The following is a 12,042-nucleotide window of genomic DNA, read 5'->3' as shown; positions in this document are numbered from 1 at the left end:
AGTTGCCAAAAAGTCCACCTTAGTTGTAGTTTGCTGAAACTCAGCATAGCTAAAAACCCACTTGAATCAACTTAATTTACAAATGTTTTAGGGTCTGGCATCCGATATGCTAGGCCCTAAAATATTGAAATTTTGAAGTAGCAAGCAGTCTTTGGCTGTTAACACTCAACAGTCATTAGTCATTAGTCATTAGTCAGCAGTCATTAGTCAGCAGTCATTAGTCAGCAGTCATTAGTCATTAGTCAGCAGTCAACACTCAACAGTCATCAGTCAACACTCAACAGTCAACACTCAACACTCAACACTCAACAGTCAACACTCAACACTCAACTAATGACTAATGACTAATGACTAATGACTAATGACTAATGACTAATGACTAATGACCATTTCATTTAATCTCCTCAATTCGAGCATTCAAACCGTTAAGGGTGAGCATTTGTAGCAATTCCTCAGCTTTTTCGCGTTCCCGAAAAGCACCTGCTTGCATTACCGATCGCCCTCTGGAAAAAGAGCGAAAAGCACCGGGAACGAGGGATTGAATTTTTTGTCGATCGCCCGGCCTGGCGGTATCCACCACAACTCGATAGCGCAAACCCAAAGCGGACGGTCGATCGAATGACGGCGAACTCTCGCGGGAATCGGGCAAAGAATTCCCCCCTAAAGGTGCAGGTACATAGCCACCCCTTCCTAGAGGAATGTTGCGGTCCGGAACCGGCAATCTACCCTCGGAAGAAACCGAACTCGAACTATCAAAATAGGGAGGAATCATTGATTGCTGTACCGAAATTTCCGAAACTGATCGAGAATTCGGATCGGGCACCGGAATTGCGATTGCCCCTGGGACTAGGGGTGAATCAGCCGCATTCCTCGGAGAAATATCTTGCCGCAACTGAGGGCTTGGCGGTGCCGATTGATTTTGCACCGGTCGCCTGGAAACGGGCTCCGGTGGCGAAATTGGCGCTATTTCAACTCTGGGACTTAGCCGCCCGGGAGTGTAAACAGGGAGAGAAGTGTCTGGGCCACCGGTTCTGGGGGGTCGATCGATCGTTAGCTGCAAAGCACTTCCCCCCATTGGCGCAGGAGAGCTAAAAGTTCCCGCCACATCAACCGATCCCGTCGTCCGGCTGCTCAACAACTGATTCCCGTAAGCTGGGATTACTTGACCTTTAGCTGCATTGTTGACATCGTACTGACCGTTGTTGCGAATGACATTGCCCCCTGGTTCGGCTGCTGTTCCCAAATCCGGCAGAGATCTCGCGATCGCCACAATTCCGTCCCGCTGGTTTCTCTCGATATAATTGTTACGCAGCACCGGTCTAGCATCAGCTTGCACCACCACGCCATCCTTATTGCGAGTAATTTTGTTGCCAATCAGCAGAGGCGAAGCGTTCTGCGCTACATTCACCCCAAATCCCGTGTTTTCAAACACATTATCTCGAACTTCCGGCCGGGAACTGCCAAAAATCGTGATGCCGTTAGCTCCATTTTTCGAGAAAAAATTCCCGCCAATCGTCGGTCTGGAAGTACCCACTACCGAAATTCCGTCGTGAGTGCTCCCAGAAAAAGTATTGTTAACAACCGTCGGAGAACTCGATTCGATCCACAAAGCGTAACCGCGATAGTTGGTATTCGTCACAGTCACGCCGCTGAGTCCCGCCCCGTCTGCGCCTAAAATCGTGATATTTTGACCAGCCGAAGTCGGACTGATAAAGTCTCCTCCGCCTTTGATGACAATATTCTGACCGCGAGTGTGGGGATTTCCCTGAACGGTCACGCTGGGCCTGAGCATTAACGGAAATTTTTCGCCGGATTGAGCGCTGTAAGTACCGGGCGCTAGCAAAATTGCTGTCTTGGGCGGGGCCACGCTTAAGGCGTAGGTAAGGGTTTTGAAGGGAGCTTGATCGCTGCCGTTGCCCCCCGTGTCGCTGCCGCCGAGCGAGCTGACGTACAGTATGTTAATGTCGCTCTCGAGGGCCTGAGAAAGTAGCTGCACTCCGGGTATCCCGGCAGCGATAACTGAATGTTGAGGGTGGCCAAAGGCGGTCATCGCAAAGACGAGCAGAAGGCAAGAACTCAAATAAGATTTTTGCGATCGCTTTTCTTTGCACCTGGTCTGTTGTGAGTAAATCAGCATAAAAAAACGCAACTTATCTGTGATCCGAGTTTCGCCTCCGATGTTTCGTGTCAGGTTTTCGCGATCGAAGTTTAAATACCCCCGGCTGTTTGGGTTTTTTTCTCTTAATCTTTTGTGTTGTTCTGCTAACCTCACGGCTCTCCTCCGAAGTGTGGTATGCAGCTTAACGATTCCACTCTCATCAATTTTGATCTATTATGCTTTGTTTTCCAGAAATTCAATAAAACTTAAAAATTTGTCTAAATTAAATCGGTTGATGCCAAAATTAAACCGATCGCTGTACTAGAATCTATACGGCGTGGGACAATGTAGCGGTTTGACAGGTAGGATTAATTATAATTTAGGTGGTTCTGAATGACCGACAAACAAAACAGAACTTTACCTGCACAGCCAGCCCTCTGCCGGATTTTAGATGCAAATCTAGATCGATCGCGCGAAGGGTTGAGAATTATTGAAGAATGGTGCAGGTTTGGTCTCAACAGCGCCGATTTAGCTGGCGAGTGCAAGCAACTGCGTCAAGAATTGGCTGCTTGGCACGTCCCAGAACTTCGCAGTGCTAGGGATACGCCCGCAGATCCGGGTACGGAGTTGACTCACCCGCAGGAAGAGCAGCGTTCGAGCATTCAGCAGCTATTGGAGGCGAATTTATCTCGGGTGGAAGAAGCTCTGCGGGTACTCGAAGAGTATGGCAAAATTTACGATCGAAATATGGGCGCGGCTTTTAAGCAGATGCGCTATCGGGTTTATACTCTCGAAAGCAATTTGCTGGCTTATCGGCGCTTCCAGCAGTTACTTCGATCGCAGTTATACCTGGTAACTTCGCCGAGAGACAACTTGTTGGGAGTGGTGGAAGCTGCTTTGCAAGGCGGACTGACTTTGGTGCAGTACCGCGACAAAACCTCAGAGGAGGGCGTAAAATTGGCCACGGTGCGCCAGCTTTGCGAACTTTGTCACCGCTACGAGGCTTTGCTGATTGTGAACGATCGCGTGGATTTGGCGATCGCAGCGGATGCCGACGGCGTACACTTAGGACAGCAAGATTGGCCTGTGGCGGAAGCGCGCAAGTTGCTCGGCCCGGGACGCATCATCGGTCGTTCGACTACGAATGCCGAGGAAATGCAGCGAGCCGTTGAAGAGGGAGCAGATTATATTGGAGTTGGGCCGGTTTACGAAACTCCTACTAAACCTGATAAACAGGCGGCGGGTTTGGATTATGTGCGGTATGCTGCTGATAAGTCGCCGATTCCGTGGTTTGCGATCGGCGGAATTGATATCAACAATCTCGATGAAGTATTGAATGCCGGAGCTCCAAGGGTTGCGATAGTACGCGCAATTATGGAAGCACAACAGCCTACTTTAGTCACGCAGTTTTTCATCTCGCAGTTGATTCGGATGCAGCATCAGAAAGCTCAGAAAGCTTTGCACGGGAAAAGCTAGGTTTAAGTAAGCTAGGACTTACACACCGTCCGTCAGAAACCGGGTTTTTTTGCGAGAAGACGCCATGCAGCCCGCAAATTCGGTAAAAACCCGGTTTCTCTGGTAAAAGTGTATCCAGGACTGTTCTTGAAGAAGTCGGGAAGCTAACAAATAACTAATAACTAATAACAAATAAGTCATAACTAATGATAAATCAAATTGTGCTGCAAGTTAACGGAGAAAGCCGCAGGTGTGCGATCGGCACACCGTTACCAGAATTACTAAAACAATTGGGATTAAACCCGCGCTTGGTGGCTGTGGAGTACAACGGCGAAATTCTGCACAAACAATTTTGGGACATTACACTAATGCAAGAGGGCGACATCTTAGAAGTTGTCACAATTGTCGGAGGAGGCTAACCGATTCGTAGTGAGGACTTCAGTCCTTACTCGTTACCAGGCTATGCCTGGTAATGCTAATCCGGAGGCTCTGCCTCCCTAATCCTGTGTCGAGGCAGAGCCTCTAGATATGGGTTCCCAGGCAGAGCCTTAAAACCAGTTAATGGGTTCCCAGGCTCTGCCTGGGAACCAGTTAAAAACGAGAGTTTTTCCTGCTTCTCTGGTTCTTCGTAAGCACCGAGAGTTCTCCCTCCCGGAAAACAAATTGCAAAAAGCTCTGCCTCCTGTAACTTTCTAATAACATAGAAAATCAGGAGGCAGAGCCTCTAGATATGCGTTCCCAGGCAGAGCCTAGGAACGAGGAAAAATGAGTTCTTCAGTCCTCTTGAGAGGACTTTAGCTTTGAGGCAGGGGTTTCAACCCCTGCCGGACTATCGATTTTACCTTAAGTTGTCATGAATGGGCATAACCTAGGAACGAGGAACTAAACTGCGACAGCTTCAGCCGCGGCTTGGGCCACAGGTGCTGCTACAACAGGATAAATGCTGACTTTCTTGCGAGTTTTGCCTTTTCTTTCAAAAGTCACCACACCGTCAATCATGGCAAACAGAGTATCATCTCTGCCGATACCAACATTATTACCGGGGTGAACTTTAGTGCCGCGTTGACGGATCAAAATGTTGCCTGCTTTGACAACTTGACCGCCGTACTTTTTGACACCCAGACGCTGGGAATTAGAGTCGCGTCCGTTACGTGTGCTGCCTGTACCTTTCTTGTGGGCCATAATATCCTCAACTGTATTTACTATTTTTTATTCTGAATCAGTTTCGGCGGTTTGGGGAGTTTCCACAACTGCTGCAGTTAAGTCTCTGGCTGCTAAGACTGTACCGTTGACGCTTATCGAGTCAATCATAAAGCGAGTTGTTTCTTGACGGTGCCCTTTTTTCTTCCGAGTTTTCTTTTTCGGCTTCATCTTGTAGACGAGGACTTTGCGGCCCCGGAAATGCCGGAGAACCGTTCCTTCTACAGTGGCATTTTCTAGTAGAGGCTGACCGATATGAACCTCGCCTTCGTGCTGGATCAGAAATACTTTGTCTATGGTGACTTTGGATTCAGCTTCAACGTGAAGCAGTTCGATGTCGTAGAAGCGGCCTGGTTCTACCCGAAATTGTTTGCCGCCGGTTTCAATGATTGCGTAAGTCATGGGATGGTTGTTGAAATTGCCGTACAGGTAGCTGATGAGTCTTTGGTCATTGGTCGTTGTGGACTTTTGACTGCTGACTGCTCTCCAGCTTTTGGAATGTCTTAACCTGATCCGAGCCGGATTTAGACAGACAATCTACTATTATTGCGGATTGTTGGAGTTTTGTCAAGGTAAAAGAGACTTAATCTTTTCTAATTGTTAGTTTGAGAACAGATTTGGGGCGACGAACTACGGAATGCTTACAGAGTTAAATGTAGATTTTCTCGGATTCTCTCTTCTGAAACAGGGCAGGTAAAAATGGCAAATCGCATCGTGGAATTCTTAAAGACTGATATCAAAGAACTGTGTTCCGCCGACGCAGCGGAGGCAATCGGAGAAGCTGGGAAAACAGCCGCAGAAGTGGCAAAGATGTTCAAAGAACAAGGGCTCGACAATAGCAACTTGCTGCTAGAGGTTTTGAACTCTCCCTTAGCTCAAGTTGTGGGAACTGGATTGCCATTTGTCGGGATGGCGGCGAAACTGCTGGCATTTTTTCTTGAAAAAACTCAACAGCAGCCGACTTTAGCTGAGTGCATTTTCCTCGTCAGTCAGGAGGCTTATCTGGAAAGTTTTAAGGATGTTCTTGGACAAGACGAGAGTCTGTTAAATCGCATCGGGCAAACTCCGGTTTCCGATGGAGTTAAGCAGTTGATTGAAAAATTGGCGGATTTAAAATTGAGCCATGAAGCAGCCCAAAAAACTGTTATTTGCTTCCGCGATTCGATGTTAGCCACGGAATTTAACCTCGTGCTATCAGAACGGCTGGAACAAGCCGGACTGAATGCCGATGAAGCTCAAATTTTGACAAAGAGAGTTGCTGCTAATACTCACCGCTATTTAATCGAAGCTTGGGCAGTTTCCGGCGATGCCATGAAACATCTTGGACAGCCTTCTTTCAGCGAATGGCGGGAGGAACAGGAGAAATATCAAAGCATTGACAACTACCTGGAAGACCAGATTCGCTCTCTACCGCGAAAACCCGTATTTGAAGAAAAATTTTTCTTCAAAGATATCTACGTGCCTCTGAAGGCAAAGGCAATTGATAAAAATGGTGAGGTTAATAAGCGTGCAACAGCATTTGATTTAGAAACTTGGGCAAAGCAATTGCTTGAGGATGAAAGCAAACAAAATCGGGTGATGTTTGTCGAAGCTGGGCCTGGACGCGGTAAAAGCGTTTTTTGTCGGATGTTTACTGACTGGGTGCGGCAAAATTTGCATCCAATTTGGACACCCGTGTTAATTCGACTGCGAGAGATTCTCACATTGCAAAAGAGTTTTCGAGAAACGCTAAAAGAAGCTGTTAATACTCGTTTTGCTAGCGATGACGGCTGGTTGACGGATCGAAATACGCGATATTTGTTTTTCTTGGATGGTTTTGATGAGTTGGTGATGGAGGGGAGAAGTAGCGGCGGTTTAGAGAAATTTCTCAAGCAAGTAGGACAATTTCAGCAGGACTGCGATCAGAATTCGGAAATGGGACACCGGGTTTTGATTACTGGCAGAACTTTAGCTTTGCAAGGAATTGAAAGGCAAATGCCAGATAACTTGGAGCGAGTCGAAATTCAGGTGATGGATGACGGACTACAGCAACAGTGGTTGAGCAAGTGGGAAGCTCTATTTGGGGCGGAAAAAACCTCAGCTTTTCAGCAATTTTTGCAAGATGAATGCTGTCCACAGAATGTAAAATCAGAACTGTCGCGAGAGCCGCTCTTGCTTTATCTGTTAGCGGCAATGCACCGGGACAAAATCTTGAAAGTTGAGGATTTTCAAGGAACTAACAGCACTCAAGCAAAAATTTTGATTTACAACAAAACTGTGAATTGGGTACTAACAAAACAGCGGTCTGAAAAGCTCAATCGCGATTTGACAGAATTGGAAATAGAGGATTTGCGGCGCATCCTTACAGAAGCAGCGTTGTGCGTGGTGCAGTCGGGAGGGGCATACGCTCCTGTAGCGATGATTGAGGAACGATTGAAAGCAGATAACTCGGTTAAAGAATTACTTGAAAAAGCACGAGAACGGATTAACGATGATCCTCTGAGAAATGCTTTGGCGGTTTTTTATCTTCAGCAAGGCAGTAAAGAAGGTTCTGTGGAGTTTGTACACAAGAGTTTTGGTGAATTTCTGTGTGCGGAACGATTGAAAGAAAGTCTGGAAGAGTGGACGAGACCGGGAAACAAACGTATTAAATTTAATACTCAAGACTCTCAGATGGACTGGGAGATTTATGATTTGTTGGGTTATGGGCCGCTGACGGAAGAAATTGTGGAATATTTGATGGGGTTGTTAACAACTCCGGGTGTTGCAGGGGAGGAAAATCAGTTTCGCCCTGTGGAGTTATTCCAGCGTTTGGAAAATTTTTATCTGCGGTGGTGCGAGGGGGAATTTATTGATGCGCCGCCGGAAAATTTGCCTCAGAAGAAGATGCGCCTACTGCAAGATCAATTGAAAACCAAAAAATTGGGACAGCGACAAATAGATGTTTATGCTGGTTTGAATGTGATGATTTTGCTGTTGGAGTTGCACCGTTACGGTCAGGAGAGAGATGAATTGAAAGACCAAATGGTATTTTATCCTTGCGGGAAACCTAATGCTGAAGGTCAGCTTAACGATGGTTGGTTGTTGCATCTCATCGGCTATAGCTGTTGTGTTGAGGATGATGGCTTTGTCCTAATTGTTGGGGGATTCCTCAGGGGCGCAAACCTCATGGGCGAATACCTCAGCCGCGCAAACCTCAGCTACGCAGACCTCAGCCACGCAAACCTCAGCCGCGCAGACCTCAGCGACGCAAAACTCTGGGGCGCAAACCTCAGGGGCGCAAACCTCAGCCGCGCATACCTCTGCGACGCAAACCTCTGCCGCGCAAACCTCAGTGGCGCAGACCTCAACGACGCAGCCCTCATGGGCGCAGGCCTCGGCGACACAAACCTCAGCGGCGCAAACCTCAGCCACGCAGACCTCAGGGGCGCAAACCTCAGCGGCGCAAACCTCAGCGACGCAGACCTCAACGACGCAGACCTCAGCTACGCAAACCTCATCGATGATACTTTTGGCGTTGTCAAATGGAACGAGAATACAAAGTGGGACAATGTTCGAGGTTTGGATACAGCCTTTAATGTGCCAGAAGCGTTAAGGCGACAGCTAGGAATGCAGTAGAAACCTTTTTCCAGGCTTGGCGTATCATTTTTATGAACAGGCTTTCCGGCCTGTTCCACAAAGACAGAATTTTCTTGTTGCGTGGGCCCTCCTAGTCCGCGCCCGATCGACCGATCGACCTTCCTATGTCGATCGCACTTATTGTCTCCAAAAGGTCGATCGCACTCGATTCAAGCAATCGCAGAACATTTGCGCGATCGCAACAATTCCAAAGCTTGCTGTTTCACCCTACCTTCCATCACCTCTTTTTGCAAAGTAATAAAAGCGTCAAAATCTTCTAAACCGTACTTAGTCATCTGCAACTGCTGCCGCAACAGTTCTTCTGCCTCAACCGTTAAATAACCTGTTGCCAAAGCTTTTCCGACAATTTTACAGATTAAAGTCATAATACATTCACCCCTCAGACGTGTACGTTAAAACAATCGAGTTATGTCACTAGACTAACCCCACTTTTATTTTGTTTCTTAATTAGCCTTCACCTACTTTAAATTTACCTTTATTCATATTTCAATGTAGTTACTTTTGATACATACATGAAACTTTAGCGCTTTTAAATGTACAGTGCGATTAAATTTATCTATTTAGTTTTGGTGAGAGTACATTACTCTTCAAGTATGTTAAATCTACCTTAAGGCATAATTTAAACATAGCGATTTGTGACATTGGAAACTGTAGCGCTTTTAAGTGTAGAGTGCGATTAAATTGGTATATTTAGTTGGTATCTAACAACAGCCGCCATTCTCTGACAGCAAAAGGAGGAACCAGCAATTTTGTTTCATTTTGATTTTTCACAGGCAAATCCAACAGCAAAGGTCGATTACTTTCCACTTGTGTAATTATTGATTTGAAATCGTATTCTCCGACATTAATTGGCAAATCCGACTCGCTCCAAATATCATTAGCCTTGCCAAGTTCCAGCTTTCCCGCAGCAACTTTCAGCGGCACAGGGTGCTGCAACTCTGTGCCGGGGAACCCTACTAATCTCAGGTTTAAAGAGTTGACTACTCCGGACTTTACTCGCTTGTACAAAACAACTTGCCATGCTTTATCCTCAGTATCGCGCAGGCTTTGTACCGAGCGGAACATTACTCGATCGGCTGTTTCGGGATATTTGTGAATCGAGGCGAAAGCGGGCGGGCTAACCGCGAAGATTAGATACAAGCACAAGCTAATAATAGTTAAAGTTTTACGCCAAGAATAATGTCTTTTCACTTTGCAATACTCCGATGATTTACATTTACAGCATTTTTTAGGTAAGTGAGGTACACAGCAAATATAGAGGACACGGCAGTGCCGTTTCCCTACAGCGATCGCTTGACGGGTGTACTTCATCAACGTGGAATCTGCTGTATTTTACTCGTTACCAGGATCTGCCTGGTAACGCATATCCGGAGGCTCTGCCTCGATTGTAGCAGGCGAGGCAGAGCCTCGGGACATTGATTCCCAGGCGTTTAGCCTGGGAACCAGCTAAACCCGGTTTCTCTGAAAAATATTGGTTGAGTAACTAAAAAGACAGGAAGAAACCGGGTTTTCGGAGGCACGATTGCGTAACTCATAAACAATCTACCGAGATGCTATTTCCAATCGGTTTCGGCTTGGGATAGCACGTAAGCTGAAACATCGATAATTTGTTGTTCCGACAAACGATCTTTGTAAGCGGGCATAATACCTTTGCCGTTGGTTACTAAGTTGGAAATGTTGGCGATGGAATCCATGCCGTATTTTTTTAATGCTTTTTGTTTCAAGTTTTTGCCGCGCCTGATAATGTTGCCGCCGTTGATGTGACAGCCTGCACAGTTGGCGCTGAAGACTTCGGCTGCGGTGGGATTTGTCGCTGTATCTGCGAGGGCGATTTGGGAATTAGTGGCGATTTCTACAAATGCTAGTGTCAGTATCAATAGAAAGGCGGTGAGAATTTTTTTTAAGTTCTTTAGCGAAATCATTTATTTGCAATTTGAAAAATTGTGCTGGATTTAATGATATCACTAAATACGCATTTTCTGGTTAACTCAGCGATTTATTCTTCCCAATCGAATGTGCGGGAAACTGCTTTTTTCCAAAAGCGATATTTTTGCTCCCGAAGCGCGATCGGCATTTTCGGTTCCCAAGTACAATCCACCGCCCAATTGTCCCGCAATTCCGCTAGCTGACTCCAAAAACCCACCGCCAAACCTGCCGCATAAGCCGCACCGAGTGCAGTAGTTTCTGCTACCACAGGCCGCACCACAGGCACTCCCAAAACATCGCTCTGAAACTGCATCAGCGTGTGATTTCCCACCATTCCTCCGTCTACTTTTAAAGACAAAAGCTGCACAGCAGAATCCTGATTCATCGCATCCAATACTTCTCGCGTTTGCCACGCGGTAGCTTCCAATACTGCGCGGGCAATGTGTGCCTTAGTCGCGTAGCGAGTTAAACCTGCAATTACTCCCCGGGCGCTGTCTTTCCAATAGGGCGCGTAGAGTCCAGAAAAGGCCGGGACAACGTAAACTCCGCCGCTATCTTCGACTGTATTTGCTAATGTTTCTACTTCTGCAGATGTGTTGATGATGCCCAAATTGTCCCGCAGCCACTGCACTAAAGCCCCGGCGATCGCAATACTGCCTTCCAAAGCATAGACAGCGGGCGCTTCCCCCATCTTGTAGGCGACTGTTGTTAGTAATCCTTGCTTTGAAGGGACGATCGCCTCACCGGTATTCAGCAGCATAAAACAGCCCGTACCGTAAGTATTTTTCGCCTCCCCCGGACTGAAACAAGTTTGCCCGACGAGGGCGGCCTGCTGATCGCCCAAAGCAGCAGCAATCGGAACACCTGCAAGCAATCCTTTTGCAGTTCCAAAAACTTGACTCGAAGGGCGAATTTCTGGCAGCATCTGTCGGGGAATTGCCATTATTTCCAAAGTTTCGGCATCCCAATCGAGGGTTTGCAAATCCATCAGCATCGTGCGGCTAGCGTTGGTAACATCGGTAAAGTGCGCGCCGCCAGTCAGGTGCCAAATCAGAAAAGTATCGACATTGCCAAAAATCGCATCCCCTCGATCTGCAGCTTCCCGCAATCCTGGAATATTGTCCAGCATCCACTTAATTTTCGGCCCGCTGAAATAAGTAGCCAGCGGCAAACCGCATCGTTCTCGAAATCGATCTTTGCCCTCAACTTCAGCTAATTTATCGCAAAGAAAGCGAGTGCGGGTATCTTGCCAAACGATCGCATTTCCGTAAGGTTTGCCAGTTTTTCTGTCCCAAATAAGTGTAGTTTCGCGCTGGTTGGTAATACCGAGTGCAGCAATATCTTTGGGGTCGATATTGCCGATTTCGAGGGCATTTTTAATGACGCTTTGGGTGCGCTGCCAAATTTCCTCGGGATTGTGTTCAACCCATCCTGGTTGGGGATAGATTTGCTGGTGTTCTTGTTGGTTGCTGCAAATTATCTGTCCCTGGCGATCGAATATGATAAATCGGGTGCTGGTGGTTCCTTGGTCGATCGCTGCTACGTATTTTTTTTCCAATTGTCTAAAATATTTTTAGTAATGAGGTCTTTGACGTATATGATACTATATCTAGAAGTCAAATTAATAGACCTCTTGCAAAAATAATTAGGACGGGCAAGATGCCCATCCCACAAGAGTTATTTTTTCTTGTGGGATGGGCATCTTGCCCGTCCCATCAATTGATGAAAAGGACTTTTGCAAGAGG

At 46.9% G+C, this 12,042-nt stretch carries 10 protein-coding genes; 3 read left to right on the top strand and 7 right to left on the bottom strand.

What is annotated here, in order from left to right; genetic code table 11:
- Nucleotides 1-391: 391 nt before the first annotated feature.
- Nucleotides 392-2,272: a DUF1565 domain-containing protein gene (locus tag ACUVJL_RS19230; protein ID WP_445247298.1), complete on the bottom strand. Its 1,881-nt coding sequence runs from the start codon at nucleotides 2,270-2,272 to the stop codon at nucleotides 392-394.
- Between the two features lie 219 nt (nucleotides 2,273-2,491).
- On the opposite strand from ACUVJL_RS19230, the gene ACUVJL_RS19225 reads away from it, so the two are divergent.
- Nucleotides 2,492-3,574 carry a thiamine phosphate synthase gene (locus ACUVJL_RS19225; protein ID WP_445247297.1) on the top strand — a complete coding sequence of 361 codons (1,083 nt, stop codon included), beginning with the start codon at nucleotides 2,492-2,494 and terminating at the stop codon, nucleotides 3,572-3,574.
- A gap of 185 nt (nucleotides 3,575-3,759) precedes the next feature.
- On the top strand, nucleotides 3,760-3,972 hold the full coding sequence (thiS, locus tag ACUVJL_RS19220) for a sulfur carrier protein ThiS (protein ID WP_332958137.1): 213 nt from the start codon (nucleotides 3,760-3,762) through the stop codon (nucleotides 3,970-3,972).
- Between the two features lie 463 nt (nucleotides 3,973-4,435).
- Here thiS and rpmA read toward each other — a convergent pair whose 3' ends face one another.
- Nucleotides 4,436-4,735 (bottom strand): 50S ribosomal protein L27, encoded by a 300-nt coding sequence (gene rpmA / locus ACUVJL_RS19215; protein ID WP_445247296.1) that lies wholly within the window; start codon nucleotides 4,733-4,735, stop codon nucleotides 4,436-4,438.
- Nucleotides 4,736-4,762: 27 nt separating this feature from the next.
- A complete protein-coding gene (rplU, locus tag ACUVJL_RS19210; RefSeq protein WP_172190164.1) occupies nucleotides 4,763-5,155 on the bottom strand; it encodes a 50S ribosomal protein L21 in 393 nt (130 codons plus the stop codon).
- 297 nt (nucleotides 5,156-5,452) lie between these two features.
- On the opposite strand from rplU, the gene ACUVJL_RS19205 reads away from it, so the two are divergent.
- Nucleotides 5,453-8,350 (top strand): NACHT domain-containing protein, encoded by a 2,898-nt coding sequence (locus ACUVJL_RS19205; RefSeq protein ID WP_445247295.1) that lies wholly within the window; start codon nucleotides 5,453-5,455, stop codon nucleotides 8,348-8,350.
- A 170-nt stretch (nucleotides 8,351-8,520) separates the two neighbouring features.
- Here ACUVJL_RS19205 and ACUVJL_RS19200 read toward each other — a convergent pair whose 3' ends face one another.
- The 4 genes from ACUVJL_RS19200 to glpK all read right to left on the bottom strand — a co-directional run bounded on the left by ACUVJL_RS19200 (nucleotide 8,521) and on the right by glpK (nucleotide 11,855).
- Nucleotides 8,521-8,736 (bottom strand): hypothetical protein, encoded by a 216-nt coding sequence (locus ACUVJL_RS19200; protein WP_445247294.1) that lies wholly within the window; start codon nucleotides 8,734-8,736, stop codon nucleotides 8,521-8,523.
- A gap of 325 nt (nucleotides 8,737-9,061) precedes the next feature.
- Nucleotides 9,062-9,562 carry a DUF3122 domain-containing protein gene (locus tag ACUVJL_RS19195; protein ID WP_445247293.1) on the bottom strand — a complete coding sequence of 167 codons (501 nt, stop codon included), beginning with the start codon at nucleotides 9,560-9,562 and terminating at the stop codon, nucleotides 9,062-9,064.
- Nucleotides 9,563-9,924: 362 nt separating this feature from the next.
- Nucleotides 9,925-10,293: a c-type cytochrome gene (locus tag ACUVJL_RS19190; RefSeq protein WP_333044239.1), complete on the bottom strand. Its 369-nt coding sequence runs from the start codon at nucleotides 10,291-10,293 to the stop codon at nucleotides 9,925-9,927.
- Between the two features lie 74 nt (nucleotides 10,294-10,367).
- Nucleotides 10,368-11,855: a glycerol kinase GlpK gene (gene glpK, locus ACUVJL_RS19185; protein ID WP_445247292.1), complete on the bottom strand. Its 1,488-nt coding sequence runs from the start codon at nucleotides 11,853-11,855 to the stop codon at nucleotides 10,368-10,370.
- Between the last annotated feature and the right edge of the window lie 187 nt (nucleotides 11,856-12,042).

This window comes from Microcoleus sp. OTE_8_concoct_300, assembly GCF_031383065.1.
Taxonomy (GTDB): Bacteria; Cyanobacteriota; Cyanobacteriia; order Cyanobacteriales; family Microcoleaceae; genus Microcoleus.
The sequence above is the reverse complement of the archived record's forward strand: the minus strand, read 5'-3'. Positions and strand labels throughout refer to the sequence as shown.

Coding starts and splice junctions, on each gene's coding strand:
- ACUVJL_RS19190 (WP_333044239.1), bottom strand. CDS start 10,293: ATGATTTCGCTAAAGAACTTAAAAAAAATTCTCACCGCCTTTCTATTG.
- ACUVJL_RS19225 (WP_445247297.1), top strand. CDS start 2,492: ATGACCGACAAACAAAACAGAACTTTACCTGCACAGCCAGCCCTCTGC.
- ACUVJL_RS19200 (WP_445247294.1), bottom strand. CDS start 8,736: ATGACTTTAATCTGTAAAATTGTCGGAAAAGCTTTGGCAACAGGTTAT.
- thiS (WP_332958137.1), top strand. CDS start 3,760: ATGATAAATCAAATTGTGCTGCAAGTTAACGGAGAAAGCCGCAGGTGT.
- rpmA (WP_445247296.1), bottom strand. CDS start 4,735: ATGGCCCACAAGAAAGGTACAGGCAGCACACGTAACGGACGCGACTCT.
- ACUVJL_RS19205 (WP_445247295.1), top strand. CDS start 5,453: ATGGCAAATCGCATCGTGGAATTCTTAAAGACTGATATCAAAGAACTG.
- rplU (WP_172190164.1), bottom strand. CDS start 5,155: ATGACTTACGCAATCATTGAAACCGGCGGCAAACAATTTCGGGTAGAA.